The organism is Amycolatopsis plumensis (assembly GCF_042652605.1).
In the GTDB taxonomy this organism is placed as follows: domain Bacteria; phylum Actinomycetota; class Actinomycetes; order Mycobacteriales; family Pseudonocardiaceae; genus Amycolatopsis; species Amycolatopsis plumensis.
The window spans coordinates 6,009,593-6,026,298 of record NZ_JBHSJY010000001.1 but is presented as its reverse complement, the minus strand read 5'-3'; the positions used below and the strand labels follow the sequence as shown (position 1 = coordinate 6,026,298).

The following is a 16,706-nucleotide window of genomic DNA, read 5'->3' as shown; positions in this document are numbered from 1 at the left end:
GGCTCCGGAGAGGGAGGTCACGGGGCACGGGTGCGCCCTAACCTCGGCGCATGTCCGGTTTCGCGAGATCCCTGCTGCGCCCCGGTGGCTACCTCGGCGTGCCCTTCGCCCTGCTGGGCGCGACGCTGAGCCTGCCCGCCTTCCCGTTCGCCCTCGTCGTGGCGCTGCTGCCGGGCCCGCCCCAGCTGCACTTCGTGCTCGCGCTGGCGGTGGTCGCCTTCGTGCTCGGCCTCGCGGGGCTGGCCGGACCGGCCCGGCGCTTCGGCGTGGCCGCGGCCAACACCATGCTCGGCTTGGAGCTGCCCCCACCGGGGCGCGCCCGGCCGCCGTGGCCGGCGCGCCTGCGCTCGGCCGCCTGGCTGGTGCTGCACGCGGGCCTGGGCGGGCTGCTGCTCGCGGTGGAAGGCCTGCTCCTGCTCGGCGTGCTCATCCCGGCGCTGTGGCTGAACGGCGACGAAGGGCAGTTCGAGTTCTTCGGCGTGCGGGCCGCCGCCGGGCCGTGGACCGTGCCGGTCGCCCTGGTCATGCTGGTGGCGGCGCTGCTGCTCGCGGCCGTCGCCACCCGGGGGTTCCAGGCCGGCGCGACCGCGCTGCTGGGCCCGTCCGCGGCCGAGCGCGCGGCGCTGGCCGAACGCCGCTCGGCCGTGCTCGCCCAGCGCAACCGGCTGGCCCGCGAGCTGCACGACTCGATCGGGCATACACTCACGACGTCGACGATCCAGGCCGCCGCCGCGGCCGATCTGGTCGAGGCGGACCCGGCCCAGGTCCGGCGCGCACTCGGCACGATCGAAGAAGCGTCCCGAAGCGCCCTCGAGGACCTCGACCACGTCCTGGGCCTGCTTCGCGAGGAGCCGGCGGCGAAGGCGCCGACGCGCACGCTGGCCGAAGTCGACGTCCTCGCGGTGCGCGCCCGCGAAGCCGGGCTCGACGTCCGGCTGGCCGTCAGCGGGCCGGTCGCCTCGCTGCCCGCCACGGTGTCGCGCGAGGGCTACCGGATCGTCCAGGAGGGCCTGACCAACGCGCTGCGCCACGCCGGTCCCGGCGCGGTCGACGTGCGCGTCGAGGCGGGGCCGGAGCGCCTGGGCATCGCCGTCGTCAACGCGCTGCCCGGCGACGGGCCACGGGCCGGGCGGCGCGGGCTGGCCGGGCTCGCCGAGCGCGTCGAAGCCCTGCGCGGCGAACTCGACGCCGGGCCGGACGGGCAGCAGTGGCGGCTGCGCGCGTCCATCCCGCTGCGGGCGGGCGCGTGACGCCCACGGTGCTGCTCGCCGACGACGAGCCGCTGGTCAGGACCGGATTGCGGGCGCTGCTGGAGCAGCAGGGCCTGCCGGTGGTCGGCGAGGCGGCCGACGGCGGCGAGGTACTGGACGCGGTGCGGCGGACCCGGCCGGACGTGGTGCTGATGGACGTCCGGATGCCCGGCACGGACGGCATCGAGGCCACCCGGCAGGTGCTCGCGGCGCTGGCGGAACCCCCGAAGATCCTGGTCGTCACGACGTTCGACAACGACGACTACGTGCACGAGGCGCTGCTGGCCGGGGCCAGCGGGTTCCTGCTGAAGCGGGCGCGCAAGGAGGAGATCGCGCACGCCGTCCGGACGGTCGCCGCCGGCGAGTCCCTGCTGTTCCCGGAGGCGATCCGGCGGCTGGTGAGCGGGCGGGTCCCGGGCGGCGAGCACGCGCGGGCGGCGAAGAGGCTCACCCGCCGCGAAGCCGAGGTGCTGCGGCTCATCGCCACCGGACTGTCCAATCAGGACATCGCGACGGCGCTGGTGATCAGCCTGGAGACGGTGAAGACCCACGTGGGCAACGTCTTCACCAAGCTCGGCGCCGGGAACCGCAGTCAAGCAGTGGTCATAGCGTACGAATCGGGCGTCGTCCGGCCGGGACACCTTGGCGGTCAATAACCGACGTGCTCCCGGTCACCGGCGGGAAGTGATGAGTTCGGCCAGCGGCCACCCTCCCGTCACCCTCAGTCCCTCCGCGGCACACATGCGGGAGGACTAATGACCCGTGTCCGAAATCCGGGCGCTTACCTCCCGAAGTTCCCCAACGAGGAGAAACATGGCTTCGCTGTTCGCCGGCCGCCGCCGGTGGCTCGTCGCGGGCGCGCTCGGCGCCGCCCTGGTCGCCGCCGCGCCGGTCGCCCTGGCCACCAACGGCTCCGACAACGCCGACGCGCGCTCGTCCGCCGGCACCGGTGACCGCACCGCCGACGTCCGCGCCGCGGTCCAGGGCGGCCACGCCCGCAACGTCATCCTGTTCATCGGCGACGGCATGGGCCAGTCGGAGATCACCGCCGCCCGCAACTACGAGCGCGGCGCCGCGGGCCGCCTCGCCATGGACGAGCTGCCGCTCACCGGTGACTACACGACCTACGCCGTTGAGCAGAACAACCCGGCCAAGCCGAACTACGTGACCGACTCGGCCGCGTCCGGCACCGGCTGGGCCACCGGCACGAAGACCTACAACGGCGCGATCTCCGTCGACGCCTACGGCAACGACGTCCCGACGATCCTGGAGCTGGCCAAGCGCAACGGGCTGCGCACCGGCGACGTCACCACCGCCGAGGTCCAGGACGCGACCCCGGCCGTGCTCGGCGCGCACGTCGTCAACCGCGACTGCAAGGGCCCGGTCGAGACGACCGCCAAGTGCGCGAAGAACGCCAAGGAGAACGGCGGCCTCGGCTCGATCGCCGAGCAGCTGGTGCAGACCCGCCCCGACGTCCTGCTGGGCGGCGGCGCGAAGTACTTCAAGCAGCAGGTGACGGCGGGCAAGTTCCAGGGCAAGACCGTCCTCGACCAGGCCAAGGCGGCCGGCTACACCGTGGTGAACACCGCGGCCGACCTGGCCGCGGCGAAGAAGGGCAAGCCGGTCCTCGGCCTGTTCGCCGACGGCAACATGCCGGTGAACTGGACCGGCCCGGCGGCCGTGCACGGCGGCACCGCGCCCACGCGCTGCGCGCCGAACCCGAAGCTGCCGTCCACCCAGCCGAAGCTGGCCGACCAGACCCGCAAGGCCCTCGAGCTGCTCGACGACCGCCGCAGTGACAAGGGCTTCTTCCTGCAGGTCGAGGGCGCGAGCATCGACAAGCAGGACCACGCGGCCGACCCGTGCGGCCAGATCGGCGAAACGGTCGACTTCGACGCGGCGATCGCGGCGGGCACGGCGTTCGCCCGCAGCCACCCGGACACGCTGGTGCTGGTGACCGCCGACCACGGCCACAGCAGCCAGATCGTCGAGCCCGCCGCCACCCCGGGCCTGACCGCGACCCTGATCACCAACGAGGGCGCGAACATGACGCTGGCCTACGGCACCGCGGAAGCGGGCGGCTCGCAGTCGCACACGGGCACCCAGGTGCGCATCGCGGGCCTCGGCCCGCAGGCGGCCAACATCGTCGGCCTGACCAACCAGACCGACCTGTTCGGCACCCTGAAGCGGGCCCTCAAGCTGCGCTGAGTGGTGGGGTACACCCCCGGGACTTTCCGGTGGTCTCCCCGATACCCCCTGGTGTCCGGTGTCCCTAGCGTGGGGAACACCGAGACACCAGGGGGTTTTCTCATGCGGAAGTCATTGCGGGCCGTCACCGCCGGCACGCTCGTCGCGCTGCTCGCGGCCACCACGGCGGCACCGGCGCCGGCGGCGGTCAAGAACCCGGTCCAGGAGAGCCTGGACGTGCTGACGGTCCAGGACGGCGTACCGGGGGCGGCGGCGGTCGTCCAGGACGACCGGCGGACGCAGGTCACCCGCAGCGGCCGGGGTGACGTCACCACCGGGAAGCCGTTCCCGCGCAACGGTTCCTACCGCGCGGGCAGCGTCACGAAGACGTTCGTCGCCACGGTGGTCCTGCAGCTGGTCGCGGAGGGCCGGGTCCGGCTGGACGCGCCGGTGGCGCGGTACCTGCCGGGGCTGCTGCCCGACGAGCGGATCACGGTCCGGCAGCTGCTGCAGCACACGAGCGGGGTGCCGGACTATCTGCAGGACTTCGACCTGAGCGACCCGGAGGCGCTGCGCCACCGCGGCGCCGAGCCGGCCGAGCTGGTGGCGCTGGCGGTGCAGCACCCGGCGCTGTTCCCGCCGGGCACGAGCTGGTCGTACTCGAACACGAACTACATCGTGGCGGGGATGCTCGTGGAACGCGTGACCGGCCATGCGCTCGACACGGAGATCGCCCGCCGGATCACCCGCCCGCTGGGCCTGCGCGACACGTACCTCCCTCGCCGCGGCGACGAGAAGCTGCCGTCCCCGCACGCGATCGGCTACTTCCCGCTCGGTGAGAAGCTGGTGGATTTCAGCGACTTCGACGCCTCGATCGCGGGAGCGGCGGGCGGCCTGGTCTCCACTCCGGCGGACCTGAACCGGTTCTACGGAGCTCTCCTGGGCGGCCGGCTGCTGCGCCCGGCCGAACTGGCGGAAATGCGCCGCACGGTCCCGGCGGACCTGGGCGTCCCGGGCGCCCGGTACGGCTTGGGGCTGGGCAGCATCCCGCTGTCGTGCGGCGTGGTGTGGGGGCATGAAGGCGGCATCATCGGGTTCACGAACTTCGCAGGAACGGGTCCGAAAGAGCGGCGAGCGACGGTGGCGCTGAACGAAAACCCGACCCCGGCGGAGACGAATCCACATTTGCTCGCGGCTGTGGATGCAGCGTTCTGTTCCTAGGCCGACGACCCGAACCTGTCGGTGGTGGCCGGTAGCGTGGCAGACGGGGGGCGCCCCCGCGGCGCGCTCAGGGCAGCAGGTCGAGCGCCTCGGTCCACGGCCGCCGGACGTCCAGGCGGTGCAGCGTCACCCCGGCGCCCGCCAGGGTGTCGAGGTGGCGCTGCCACGCCGGGTGGTGCACCCGGGTGTCCTGGATCTGGTACGCCACCACCATCGTGATCCCCGGCGCGCCCAGCACGTCACCGAGCACCGTCAGGGCCTGGTTGTCCGCGATCCCGAGCGCCAGCTTGGCCACCGAGTTCGCCGACGCCGGCGCGAAGAGGAACACCGTCGGATCCGGGTGCGGCCGCGGCTCGCCCGGCAGCCGGGACACGCTGCGGACCGGCAGGTCCGTGCAGGCGGCGACGTCGGCGAGCGCACCGGTTGCGTCGAGCCAGCGGTGCGCGGTCGGCGTCAGCGTGATCGCCGTCCGCCAGCCGCGGTCGGCGGCCGGGCGGGCCAACTCGGCGGCGAACCGGGTGTCCAGCCCGCCGCACGAGCCGGCGACCAGCCCGAGGTCCCTCACGGTTTGCGCAACACGGCGCAGAACATCGCGTCCGTGCCGTGGCGGTGCGGCCACAGCTGGACGTACGGCCCGTCGCCGAGCTCCGGGACGCCCGGGAAGAACTCGCGCGCGTCCTGCACCTCGGCCTTCAGCCGGCGCGCCGTCTCCGCGAAGACGCCTTCGGTCTCGGCCAGGTGCGGCGAGCAGACGACGTAGGTCAGCACGCCGCCGGACCGCAGCAGCTCGTAGGCCGCGGTGATCAGCTCGCCCTGCAGCTTCGTCAGGTCCGCGACGTCGGACGGCTGACGCCGCCAGCGCGCCTCCGGCCGCCGCCGCAGCGCGCCGAGGCCGCTGCACGGCGCGTCGACGAGGATCCGGTCGTAGCCCGGTTCCAGGCCGCTTTCCCGTCCGTCGGCCACGTGCACCTTCACCGGCAGGCCGCTGGTGGCCTTCTCGACGAGCTTCGCGCGGTGCGGCGCCTTCTCGACGGCGTCGACGGTCGCCCCGCTCAGCGCGGCCAGCGCGCCGAGCAGCGCCGCCTTGCCGCCGGGGCCGGCGCACAGGTCGAGCCAGCGCTCGTCGGAACCTTCGAGCGGCACCTTCGTCGCGGCGATCGCGCAGAGCTGGCTGCCTTCGTCCTGGACCGCGGCCAGCCGCTCGCGGACCGGTTCGGCGTCGGCCGGGTCGCCGGCGCCGGCGGGCAGGCGCACGCCGTACGGCGAGTACGGCGCCGGGTCGCCGCCGGTGATCGCGGCGAGCTCGTCGGCGCTGATTTCGCCGGGCCGGGCGACGAGGTGCACCTCGGGGCGCGCGTCGTCGGCTTCCAGCGCGGCCTTGAGGCCGGCTCCCTTGTCACCGAGCGCTTCGGCGAACGAGCGGGCGATCCAGCGCGGGTGCGCCGTGCGCAGCGCGTAGGCCCCGATCGGGTCGGCGGCCTCGTCCGGCGCCAGTTCGTCGAGCCACGCCGCTTCGTCCTTTTCGGACACCTTGCGCAGGATGGCGTTCGCGAAACCCGTGGCCCACGAACCGCCTTCCGCCCGCACGAGGTCCACAGTGGACGTCACCGCGGCGTGCTCGGGGATGCGGGTGCGCAGCAGCTGGTAGACGCCGAGGCGCAGCGCGTCGAGCACCGCCGGGTCGGTCTGCTTGAGCGGGCGCTCGGCGCAGGACTCGATGATCGCGTCGAGCAGGCCCTGCGCCCGCGAGGTGCCGTAGGCGAGTTCGGTGGCCAGCGCGGCGTCCCGGCCGGTGATCCGCCGCTCGCGCAGCAGGTCCGGCAGGACGAGGTTGGCGTAGGCGTCCTTCGTCCGGACGGCCGCGAGCACGTCGAACGCGGCCTGACGGGCCGGATCGACCTCCGGCGGGCGGCGCGGCCCTTCCTTGCGCGGTGCCGGACGGCCCCGCTGCGGCCGTGACGGACGTCGTTCCCTGTGGTCGTTCACCGGAGGCGCTCTCCCTGGTCGATCCTCGTACCGCGCGCCCAGTCGGTGGCCGCCATCCGTTTCTTGCCGGGTGCCTGGACTTCGCCGAGCCGCAACGGCTTCGTCGCCGTCCCGACCAGCACCCGTTTGCGTTCGACCACGATCTCGCCCGGCGGCGGGCCGGGTTCGTCGAGCACCGTGACCGGGCCGAGCTTGAAGCGTTCCCCGCGGAACTCCGCCCACGCGCCCGGGTCCGGGCTGACCGACCGGATCTGCCGGTCGACCGCCGACGCCGGGTCGGCGAAGGACACCCGCGCGTCCTCGACCGTCACCTTCGGCGCGTAGCTGACGCCCTCGGCGGGCTGTTCGCGCGCGACGAGGCTGCCGTCGGCCAGACCGTCCATGGTGGACAGCAGCAGCTTGGCCCCGGACTCCGCGAGCCGCCCGAGCAGCTCGCCGGCGGTGTCGGTGGCCCCGATCGCCTCGGTGACGACGCCGTAGACCGGGCCGGCGTCCAGTTCCTTGACGATCCGGAAGGTCGAGGCGCCGGTGATCTCGTCGCCGGCGCGGATCGCGGCCTGCACGGGCGCGGCGCCCCGCCACGCGGGCAGCAGCGAGAAGTGCAGGTTCACCCAGCCCAGCCGCGGGATGTCCAGGGCGGCTTGCGGCAGCAGCGCCCCGTAGGCGACGACGGGACAGGCGTCCGGCGCGAGCTCGGCCAGCCGCGCGAGGAAGGCCGGGTCACCGGCGCGCGCGGGCGTGAGGACTTCGATGCCGTGTTCGTCGGCGAGGGCGCCGACGGGCGACCGCACGACGCGACGGCCGCGCCCGGCCTGCGCATCCGGGCGGGTGACGACGGCGACGACCTCGTGCCGCCCGGACTCGAGCAGGGCACGCAGGGCGGGGACCGCCGGGTCGGGGGTGCCGGCGAAGACGAGCTTCATCGGCCCACCCCCGGCGGAAGCAGGGTTTCAGGTGGCTGGAACATCGGGGCCGAGTCTAGAAGGCGCCGTCCGGGCGGGCGCGCCAGTGCCCCGATGTGCCGATCAGGAGGTCGGCGGGGGTTGTCCACAGGGGGGTTGGGATGGGGACAAGTGGGTGGGTTGCGGGGGCTTTTCCCGGCTTTCTGTCGGAGTCCGGCGATACGCTGGACCCGGGGGGCGCCCCCGGGCCTGGGGGTGTTTTTCGGCGAGATCGCCCTGCTTTGGCCGCCGGAAAGCTGCTTCGCTGAAAACTCTGCCGGGGTTTCCCCGCCGGCCCGAACGCCGGATTGTTCAACGGCCGTCAGGCCGTGTCAAGGCGGGAAAGCGTGCCTTGACACGGCCTGACGGCCGCTGAGGCGGCTGCGTATCGGTCCGGCAGGGGGTGTGGTTGGTGGGCGTCCTCTGCCGGGGGCTAGCCGAACGCCCCCGGCGTCGCGAATGGTCATTCACTCCCGGGGGACGCTCGGGACCGCCGTTGGACCTACCAGTGCGTGGGCCACACCACCTGGGCCGCGCCCTGGCCGCGGCGCACCGGTTCCGCCGCCGCCAGCCAGCGGCCGTCGCGCAGGCGCTCCACTCCCGTCGCCGCGCCGATCTCCGCCGGGGCTGTCGAGAAGCCCTGGCCGCGTGCCCTCAGGTCCGCCGTCTCCGGCTGGTCCAGGAATGCCTGCTCGACCTGCGCCGCCGCCGAGTTGCGCTGGGATGCGCGCGGGGCCGCGATCGCCTGCTCGAGGGACAAGCCGCGGTCGAGGCGACCCAGGATCACCTGGAGCACCGTCGTGATGATCGACGCTCCGCCCGGCGAGCCCGTCGCGAAAAACGGGCGGCCGTGGTCCAGGACGATCGTCGGGGCCATCGACGAGCGCGGCCGCTTGCCCGGGCCCGGGAGGTTCGGGTCCGGCACGCCCGGGGTCACCGGCGTGAACGAGAAGTCCGTCAGCTCGTTGTTCAGCAGGAACCCGCGGCCCGGCACCACGATGCCGCTACCACCCTCCTGCTCGATGGTCAGCGTGTACGCGACGACGTTGCCCCACTTGTCCGCCACCGTCAGGTGCGTCGTGTTCTCGCCCTCGTACGGCGTCGGCGCGGCCGTCGTCCCCGCGGCGCACGGGGTCGGATGCCGGGGGTCGGCCGGGGCCACCGGGCTCGTCGCCGCCTTGTCCTTCGAGATCAGGCACGCCCGGGTGTCCGCGAACCGCTGGCGCAGCAGCTCGCGCGCCGGGACGTCGACGAACGCCGGGTCGCCGATCCAGCGGTTGCGGTCGGCGAAGGCGAAGCGGGTCGACTCCAGGAAGTACTGCAGGTAGTCGGCCTTGCTCGCGTGCTTCAGGTCGAAGTTCTCCAGGATGTTGAGCGCTTCACCGACCGTCAGGCCGCCCGACGACGGCGCCGGCATGCCGTAGACGTCGAGCCCCTCGTACCGGGCGTGGGTCGGGTCGCGCTCGATGGCGCGGTAGGCGGCGAGGTCGCCGGTGGTGAGGTTCCCGGGCCGGACCTTCAGCGTCGACGCCGGGTCCACCGGCGGTTTCTGCACCGTCTTCGCGATGTCCGCGCCGATCGGGCCGCGGTACAGCGCGTCGACGCCGGAACGCTCGAGCTGCGCGTACGTGGCCGCGAGGTCGGGGTTCTTGAACACCGTCCCCGGCGCCGGGGGCGCGCCGCCCGGCAGGTACAGCGACCGCGTCGACGGGAACGCGGAGAACCGCGCCGCGTTGTTCGCGATCTGCGTCTGGAACGTCTGGTCGACGACGAACCCGTCGCGCGCGAGCTTCTCCGCGGGCTTCAGCGACTTCGCCAGCGAGCGGGTCCCCCACTTGCGCAGCGCCTCGGCCCAGGTCGCGGGCGTACCGGGCACGCCGACGCTGAGGCCGCTGGTGACGGCGTCGGCGAACGGGAGCGGCTGGCCGTTCTCGAGGAAGAGGTTCTCGTCGGCGGTCTGCGGGGCGGTCTCACGGCCGTCGAGCGTGTGCACGCGGTGGGTCTTGGCGTCGTAGTAGACGAAGAACCCGCCGCCGCCGACCCCGGCGGAGAACGGATCGGTGACACCGAGCGCGGCGGCGACCGCGACGGCCGCGTCGACGGCGTTCCCGCCGTCGCGCAGGACCTGCGTGCCGATCGCGGTGGCGTCGGCGTCGATGCTGGCGGCAGCACCCCCGAAGCCGACGGCGACCGGCGACTTCGGCGTGGGCGTGGCGGCGGTGGCGGGCACGGCGACACCGGCGGCAAGCGCGGCGGCGACGGCCAGGACGAGCGTGGTGCGGCTCCAGTGCGCGGGCATGCGGGCGAGTCTGCCCCCTTGCCCCGGGCAGCTTCAAGCCGTCATCCGACTTATGCACGGTTCCCGGAACTCTTCCCGGCCGCGAGACTGGACGGCGGAGACCGCTCAGCGACGTGGAGGAAACCCGTGCGCCTGTCCGTCCTGCTCCCCTTGCTCTCCGCCGTGCCGATGTTCGTGCTCCCCGGCGTCGCCGCGGCCACGCCGGCGCCGCACTGCTTCGACACGGCCGTCCCGCTGACCGTCGAGGAGCAGCGGCTGACCGCGACGATGCCGGCCGGCGGGCCTGCCGTCGGCCCCGAGCTGGTCCGGCAGGCCGGGCTCGCCCCCTTCGTCGCCGAGGTCCAGCACGACCTCTGCGCCGCGCGCACCCCGCGCCGGGCCGAACGGGTCGTCACGCAGGCCGGTGACCGGCTCTGGCGGACGGCGGTCGACCGCGCCCAGGGCCGCGCTCCCGGTCTCGGCACGCTCGACCGCTTCGACGACCGGCCGCTGTACTGGGCGCGGCTGCAGCTCAGCAGCGCGGTGCGGCAATGGCGGCCGCGCTTCCCGCTGGCGGCCTCGCAGCGGGCGTCGCTGCTCGCGGCGTTCGATCGCGGATCGCGCGGCCTCGACGACGTCCGCTTCCCGCTCGGGCCGGCGCGGCGGGTCATGGTGAGCGGCTTCGACCCCTTCCAGCTCGACGGCGCCGGCGTCCGGATCTCGAACCCGGCGGGGGCGTCGGCGCTGCAGCTCGACGGGCGGATCCTCGCCACGCCGTCGGGTCCGGCCGTGGTGCAGGCGGTGAACTTCCCGGTCGTGTGGGGCTACTTCGACGCGGGCATCGTCGAAGCGGCCTACGGGACGGCCCTGCGCGACCGCGCACGACGGCCGGACGTGATCATGACCATCAGCCAAGGGCGCCCGGGCCGGTTCGACATCGAACGCTGGGCAGGCAACTGGCGCGGCGGCTTCCCGGACAACAACAACGTTTCGGTGACCGGTGCGGTGCCGCCGGCCGCGGGCTGGCCGCAGCCGGACGTCCAGTTCATCGAGACGACGCTGCCGTACTCACGGATGCTCGAGGTGACCGGCGCCTACCCGGTCAACTTCAACGAGGCGTTCTGCGTGTGGCCGGACCCGGCGCACCCGGGCACGGGAGCGACGGTGTGCCGCTCGGACGCCCCGGCCCCGGGCGAGATCGCGGCCTCGGGCGGCGGCGGCAACTATCTGTCGAACGAATCCATGTTCCGCAGCAACCGCGTCCGCCTCGGCCTCGGGCTGACGTCGGTCGCGGGCGGGCACCTGCATACCCCGGTGCTCGGCCAGCCCGCCGACCCGGCGGCGCTGACGGACGCGGACTTCGAAGCCCGCCGCCAGGCGATCGCGGCCGAGGTGGTCGCCTTGACGACGGCTGCGGCGGCCGGCCCGGGCGCGGAAACTCCGCACCACGCAACGGAATCCCCGCTGGCGGCGGTCGAGTCCGCACCGGGCACGGTTCTCACCCGCTGACGCTGAGTCGCTCGATTTCCGAGACGACCGCCGAGGTGCCTCAGTTCCGGCTGGGCAGCGACCACGCTCGGGCCAGCAGGCCGACCAGCTCGTCCTGACGCTGCTCCAGCAGTTCGGGAGTCCAGGTATCCGTCGCCAGCACTTGGGTGGTCAGCGCGAAGTTGGATTCTCCCGATTTGGAAGTGAAGTAGCGAGACTTTTTGATGCCGAAGTCGTAGTTCTGCGCTTCGGAGTTCTTCGTCCGGCTGAGCAGGACGAGGTTCGCCAGTCTATGCGTCCAGTAGGCTCTTTGCTCGGGCGTGAAGAGCCGCCGCCATTCGCTGTCGGGCTTGGGGTTCTGGGGCAGCACGTGCTCCACAGTGATGATCTTGGGCGGATGCTCGAAGACAGGCGGATCGGACAGGATCTCGTTGAGCCTGATGAGCACGTATTTGCGCACCGCGGTCTGGGTGTAGATCTCTCCGTGCAGCCGGTCGAACATTTCCGCCTGTTCGTCTTCGGTCAGCTCGAGCGCGGGTGAGCCGAGCCCCAGGCCGGAGTCGAGTTCACGCAAGAGCTGGCCGATGCGCTGACCTCGACCGTGGGTGTTGTAGCGGCGCACCAGCATCCACGCGCCGAGCCGGTCGAGCTTGCCCAGGAACTCCACCAGCCAGTCGCGGTCGAACTGGTGGTGTGTGAGCGCCCAGAGCGCCGGAGCCTGCCAGTCGAAGTTGTCCAAGCGGTGCAGGCGGCGCAACCACCGGTTGATCTCACCTGCTTCAGGCAAAGACTGGTAGTCACACGTGATGATGTCCCGATAAGCGTGCCCGTAGGGCGCAAGGACGTCGTCGACGAAGTCGGCCGCTCTGCCGGGCAAGAAGCTCCTGAGCACGTGGCTCTCGAACTCCAGCAACAGCTGTTCCCGCGCCCGGATCTTCATGTACACCATTCGGATGTGTGAGAAGAGGTCGGAGAATCCGTCCCGTCCGAGATCGGCCTCGAGATCCTCCCACTTGCCGGCGTACTTTTCCTTCAGCCCATCAGGCAGCGCACCGATGACCTTCGATTTGAAGATGTCCGCGGGCGAAAGCTCGACGCCGCGGGAGTTCATGACCGAGAAAATGCGGTAGGCGCTGGTCAGGTCCGACGTGCTCACCACGACGAGGAAGGTTCGCTGCACGATCATCTTCGCCAGGGCGAGCCGCTCGTCGGCGGACCGATCGAGGAGGCTTTTGCGCAGCGACACCACATTCGCGACGATCCGGCCCTGTGCGTCGTTCTCCGGTGCGGCTCCGGCCGCCAGCACCTCGAGTCCGCCTCGATCTTGAACGTGCTTGCGGAAGAAGTCCTCGTCCCGGGACCGGAGCCGCACCCGTGGCCGGGAAGCCAGCTCCTGGATCGTGTCTCCCGGTTCCCAGATCAGCTTGTCCAGGTTGTCGGCGTCCGCTGAGCTCTCGGAAAGCTCTCTCAGCACGGACAGCAGAATCGTCAAGGTCGTCAGGCGCTGCTGGCCGTCGATGACCTCCGACATGGGACTGTCCGCTTGTTTGACCAACACGACCGAACCGAGGAAATACGGGTCGCCCGGGTCCCGGGCCATGGCTTCATACAGGTCTTCGAGGAGCTGAGTGGCTTGTTCCGGACCCCAGGTATAGGGACGCTGGTAATCCGGTATCACGAACTCGTAGTCACTGGAAAACACCTTCGACAGAGGGACTTCGTGTGCCTCGAGCTTCTTCATTCACCGATCCGCTCAGCTTCACCACCACGACTACTGCCGTGTCGCGCCTGTACGGCCGGTCGTTACAACAAGCAAGACCGGGCTGGGTACTAAATGAGGTCCAGCGGGTCCAGCTGGATGCGGATCGGTTCCGTGGCCTTCCGGGCATCCCGCCGCGCCGCGGCCGCGTGGATGGCCGACGACAACGCCTTCCCCTCACTGCGGGACACGCGGACCAAGGCCCGCTCACGCTCCGCGTTGCCCTCCTCGTCGACCTCGCCGATCGGGACCGGGCCCAGGACCTCCCCCGACGATGGCAACGGCAGGTCCGACAGCAAGCCCGCCACCGCGTCCGGGCTGCCCTCGACGCTCGCCAGCCGCATCGCCGGCGGGAAGCCCAGCTCCCGCCGTTCCGCCAGCTCCTGGGCCGCGTGCCAGGCCGGGTCCCAGCGGACCAGGGCCTGGACCACCGCCAGCCCCGCCTCGGCGCCGACGATCACGCGGCCGCCCGCGGATGCCGGGCGGACCAGGGCCGCCGCCGCCATCCAGCGGCGGAGGGTCTCTTCGCCCGCCCGCAGGTCCTGGCGGCCCAGTAGGGCCCAGCCGTCCAGGAGCAGGGCCGCGCCGTAGCCGCCTTCGGCCACCGGTTCCGCTCCCGGCGTGCACACCACCAGCGCCGGCTTGCCCGGCACCGACTCCAGGACCTCCGCCGCGCCCGACGTGCGGACCGGGACGCCCGGGAACGCGCGGCCGAGCTCCTCCGCCGTCCGCTTGGCGCCGACGATCACCGCGCGCAGCCGGACCGAGCCGCACGTCGTGCAGCGGAACGCCGTTTCCGGGACTCCGCACCAGCGGCACGCCGGGGGTTTCGGCTGCCCGTCGAGCGAGCCGCCCGGCAGGGCCAGCGGGCCCGCGCACCGGCGGCAGTGCGCGGGTGTCCGGCAGTTTCCGCAGGCCAGGCCGGGGACGTACCCGCGCCGCGGGACCTGGACCAGCGCCGGAAGGTCGGCCGCGAACGCCTGGCGCGCCGCCTCGAACGCGACCGCCGGCAGGCGCGCCACCCGGGCGGCTTCGTCGCGGGCGACGTCGAAGTCCTCGCCGACCGGTGTGACGCGCGGGGCCGAAGACCGCAGCGTCGCGCGGTCCGCCAGCACCGGGGCGGCCCAGCCGGACTCGACGAGCAGCTGGGCTTCGGCCGTCCGGGCGAAGCCGCCGACCAGCAGCGACGCCTTCGCCGCGTGCGCTCGGTCCATCAGCACGTCGCGGACGTGCGGGTACGGCGCGTGCTGGTCGAGGTGCAGGTCGTCGCCGTCGTCCCAGACGGCGAACAACCCCGGGTCGTGGACCGGCGCGAACATCGCCGCCCGCGTGCCGACGACCACCCGCACCGCGCCGCGCAGCACGGCGAGCCAGCGGCGGTACCGCTCGGCCGGGCCGAGCCCGGCGATCAGCGCCACCACGGCGTCCTCGCCCACGACCGCCGCGCAGGCCGCGTGCACCCGGGTCAGGTCGCGGTGGTCCGGCACCACCAGCACCGCACCCCGGCCCGACGCCGCCACCGTCCCGGCCGCCTCGGCCAGCCGGCGTGGCCAGTCCTCACCGGGCAGGGCCTGCCAGACGGCGTTCGCGGGCTTGCCCTCGCCCAGCGCCTCCAGGAACGCCGGACCGCGCTGGTAGCGCGCCCAGGCCGTGGTGTCGGGCGCGTCCGGCGAAGCCGACGGCGCCGACGGCGGCTCGCCCTCGGCCTTCGCGTGCCGGGGCGGGATGGCGAGCCGCAGGACGTCGGACAGCGTGCCGCCGTAGCGGTCGGCGACCGCCCGGCAGACGGCGTGCAGCGAGGGCGGCAGCACCGGCTCCGGCGACGTCACGCGGTCCAGGAACGCCAGCTTGCTGCCGTAGTCGCTGGTCTCGCCGCGTTCGATCAGGTAGCCGTCGACCAGCTGCCCGGCGAACCGGACGCGGACGCGGCACCCCGGCACGGCGGTCTCGTGCAGCTTCTCCGGGACGAGGTAGTCGAAGGTGCGGTCCAGGTGGGCCAGCGGGATGTCGACGACGATCCGCGCGACCGGCCGCTCGGGCGCGGGCGACTGGGCACCCTTCGCCTTCTCCCCCGGCTTCGGCTTCTTCCGGGCGCGCGAGGATGCCGCCCGAGGTGCGGGCGGCTGCTCCGGGAGGTCCCAGAGAGCGGCGGGCTCGGAACTGCTCACGCCTGATCTCTACCAGACCCCACCGACAGCTCCACCGGCCAGGCCACGGGGAGACCGGCCACAGTCGGGTGGTCTGCCGCGGCTGGTCGTGAGTGGTAAGGAGGGTTAGAACCCTCCTTACCACTCACGACGGGCCGGGACGAGGAGGACTCAGGCGCCGGCTGCGGCCTTGAGGGCCTCGGCGCGGGCCGTGCTCTCCCAGGGGAGGCCCAGCTCGGGACGGCCGAAGTGGCCGTAGGCCGCCGTCGGGGCGTAGATCGGGCGCAGCAGGTCGAGGTCGCGGATGATCGCCGCGGGCCGGAGGTCGAAGACCTCGGTGATGGCCTGCTGGATCTTCGACGGGTCGACCGTCTCGGTGCCGAACGTCTCGACGAACAGGCCGACCGGGGCCGCCTTGCCGATCGCGTAGGCGACCTGGACCTCGGTCCGCTGGGCCAGGCCCGCGGCGACGACGTTCTTGGCCACCCAGCGCATCGCGTACGCCGCGGACCGGTCGACCTTGGACGGGTCCTTGCCCGAGAACGCGCCACCGCCGTGGCGGGCCATGCCGCCGTAGGTGTCGACGATGATCTTGCGCCCGGTCAGGCCGGCGTCGCCCATCGGGCCGCCGATGACGAACCGGCCGGTCGGGTTGACCAGCAGGCGCGCGTTCGAGGTGTCGATGCCCAGGCCCTCGAGTTCGGGGCCGACGACGTGCTCTTTGACGTCGACGCTGAGCATCCGGTCCAGGTCGATGCCGTCGGCGTGCTGCGAGGACACGACGACCGTGTCGAGGCGGACCGGCTGGTCGCCGGCGTACTCGATGGTCACCTGGGTCTTGCCGTCCGGGCGCAGGTACGGCAGCACGCCGTCCTTGCGGACCGCGGTCAGCCGCTTCGACAGCCGGTGGGCCAGCGCGATCGGCAGCGGCATCAGCTCGGGCGTGTCCGAGCAGGCGTAGCCGAACATCAGGCCCTGGTCGCCGGCGCCCTGGCGGTTGATCTCGTCCTCGTCCGACTCGACGCGCGACTCGTACGCGGTGTCGACGCCCTGGGCGATGTCGGGCGACTGCGACCCGATGGCGACGTTGACGCCGCACGAGTTGCCGTCGAAGCCCTTGGCGGAGGAGTCGTACCCGATCTTCAGGATGACGTCGCGGACGATCGTGGGGATGTCGGCGTACGCCTCGGTGGTCACCTCGCCGGCCACGTGCACCTGGCCGGTGGTGATCAGGGTCTCGACGGCGACGCGGCTGCGCGGGTCCTTCGACAGCAGGCCGTCGAGGATCGAGTCGCTGATGGCATCGCAAATCTTGTCCGGGTGCCCTTCGGTCACCGACTCCGAGGTGAACAATCTGCTGCTAGACGCGGTCACGGTGGCCGTCACTTCCTCACCTAGACGTCGGATGCCCCGAAAGTTAGGCACCCCTTACCAGTGCAAGCGTACTGA

12 protein-coding genes are annotated in these 16,706 nt (G+C 72.7%); 5 read left to right on the top strand and 7 right to left on the bottom strand.

Annotation, left to right across the window (positions count from 1 at the left end; translation table 11 throughout):
* Positions 1 to 50: 50 nt before the first annotated feature.
* The 4 genes from ACFPLC_RS29450 to ACFPLC_RS29435 all read left to right on the top strand — a co-directional run bounded on the left by ACFPLC_RS29450 (position 51) and on the right by ACFPLC_RS29435 (position 4,658).
* Positions 51 to 1,250, top strand: a complete 1,200-nt coding sequence (locus ACFPLC_RS29450; protein ID WP_378190819.1) for a sensor histidine kinase — start codon at positions 51 to 53, stop codon at positions 1,248 to 1,250.
* Positions 1,247 to 1,906 (top strand): response regulator transcription factor, encoded by a 660-nt coding sequence (locus ACFPLC_RS29445; RefSeq protein ID WP_378190821.1) that lies wholly within the window; start codon positions 1,247 to 1,249, stop codon positions 1,904 to 1,906. Before ACFPLC_RS29450 ends, ACFPLC_RS29445 begins: the two co-directional genes overlap by 4 nt.
* A gap of 157 nt (positions 1,907 to 2,063) precedes the next feature.
* A complete protein-coding gene (gene phoA, locus ACFPLC_RS29440; protein WP_378190823.1) occupies positions 2,064 to 3,458 on the top strand; it encodes an alkaline phosphatase in 1,395 nt (464 codons plus the stop codon).
* A gap of 102 nt (positions 3,459 to 3,560) precedes the next feature.
* Positions 3,561 to 4,658 carry a serine hydrolase domain-containing protein gene (locus tag ACFPLC_RS29435; protein WP_378190825.1) on the top strand — a complete coding sequence of 366 codons (1,098 nt, stop codon included), beginning with the start codon at positions 3,561 to 3,563 and terminating at the stop codon, positions 4,656 to 4,658.
* Between the two features lie 67 nt (positions 4,659 to 4,725).
* On the opposite strand, the gene ACFPLC_RS29430 is transcribed toward ACFPLC_RS29435, so the two are convergent.
* The 4 genes from ACFPLC_RS29430 to ggt all read right to left on the bottom strand — a co-directional run bounded on the left by ACFPLC_RS29430 (position 4,726) and on the right by ggt (position 9,884).
* The gene (locus tag ACFPLC_RS29430) at positions 4,726 to 5,223 is read right to left on the bottom strand and encodes a flavoprotein (RefSeq protein ID WP_378190827.1); all 498 of its coding nucleotides are present in this window, start codon (positions 5,221 to 5,223) and stop codon (positions 4,726 to 4,728) included.
* Complete coding sequence (locus ACFPLC_RS29425; RefSeq protein WP_378190829.1) at positions 5,220 to 6,644, bottom strand: RsmB/NOP family class I SAM-dependent RNA methyltransferase; 1,425 nt, start codon at positions 6,642 to 6,644, stop codon at positions 5,220 to 5,222. The genes ACFPLC_RS29430 and ACFPLC_RS29425 overlap by 4 nt, the downstream gene beginning before the upstream one ends.
* Positions 6,641 to 7,567 (bottom strand): methionyl-tRNA formyltransferase, encoded by a 927-nt coding sequence (gene fmt / locus ACFPLC_RS29420; protein WP_191316470.1) that lies wholly within the window; start codon positions 7,565 to 7,567, stop codon positions 6,641 to 6,643. The genes ACFPLC_RS29425 and fmt overlap by 4 nt, the downstream gene beginning before the upstream one ends.
* Positions 7,568 to 8,087: 520 nt before the next feature.
* Positions 8,088 to 9,884, bottom strand: a complete 1,797-nt coding sequence (ggt, locus tag ACFPLC_RS29415) for a gamma-glutamyltransferase (RefSeq protein WP_378190831.1) — start codon at positions 9,882 to 9,884, stop codon at positions 8,088 to 8,090.
* Positions 9,885 to 10,010: 126 nt separating this feature from the next.
* Here ggt and ACFPLC_RS29410 point away from each other — a divergent pair, with 126 nt between their 5' ends.
* A complete protein-coding gene (locus tag ACFPLC_RS29410; protein ID WP_378190833.1) occupies positions 10,011 to 11,372 on the top strand; it encodes a pyroglutamyl-peptidase I in 1,362 nt (453 codons plus the stop codon).
* A gap of 40 nt (positions 11,373 to 11,412) precedes the next feature.
* On the opposite strand, the gene ACFPLC_RS29405 is transcribed toward ACFPLC_RS29410, so the two are convergent.
* The 3 genes from ACFPLC_RS29405 to metK all read right to left on the bottom strand — a co-directional run bounded on the left by ACFPLC_RS29405 (position 11,413) and on the right by metK (position 16,631).
* The gene (locus ACFPLC_RS29405) at positions 11,413 to 13,092 is read right to left on the bottom strand and encodes a DUF262 domain-containing protein (RefSeq protein WP_378190836.1); all 1,680 of its coding nucleotides are present in this window, start codon (positions 13,090 to 13,092) and stop codon (positions 11,413 to 11,415) included.
* 89 nt (positions 13,093 to 13,181) lie between these two features.
* Positions 13,182 to 15,278: a primosomal protein N' gene (locus ACFPLC_RS29400; protein ID WP_378190838.1), complete on the bottom strand. Its 2,097-nt coding sequence runs from the start codon at positions 15,276 to 15,278 to the stop codon at positions 13,182 to 13,184.
* A 150-nt stretch (positions 15,279 to 15,428) separates the two neighbouring features.
* A complete protein-coding gene (metK, locus tag ACFPLC_RS29395; protein WP_378190926.1) occupies positions 15,429 to 16,631 on the bottom strand; it encodes a methionine adenosyltransferase in 1,203 nt (400 codons plus the stop codon).
* Between the last annotated feature and the right edge of the window lie 75 nt (positions 16,632 to 16,706).

What these genes read in the sequence shown, in the direction of transcription:
- ACFPLC_RS29450 (WP_378190819.1), top strand. Translation starts at nt 51, where the DNA reads ATGTCCGGTTTCGCGAGATCCCTGCTGCGCCCCGGTGGCTACCTCGGC.
- phoA (WP_378190823.1), top strand. Translation starts at nt 2,064, where the DNA reads ATGGCTTCGCTGTTCGCCGGCCGCCGCCGGTGGCTCGTCGCGGGCGCG.
- ACFPLC_RS29435 (WP_378190825.1), top strand. Translation starts at nt 3,561, where the DNA reads ATGCGGAAGTCATTGCGGGCCGTCACCGCCGGCACGCTCGTCGCGCTG.
- fmt (WP_191316470.1), bottom strand. Translation starts at nt 7,567, where the DNA reads ATGAAGCTCGTCTTCGCCGGCACCCCCGACCCGGCGGTCCCCGCCCTG.
- ggt (WP_378190831.1), bottom strand. Translation starts at nt 9,884, where the DNA reads ATGCCCGCGCACTGGAGCCGCACCACGCTCGTCCTGGCCGTCGCCGCC.
- ACFPLC_RS29405 (WP_378190836.1), bottom strand. Translation starts at nt 13,092, where the DNA reads ATGAAGAAGCTCGAGGCACACGAAGTCCCTCTGTCGAAGGTGTTTTCC.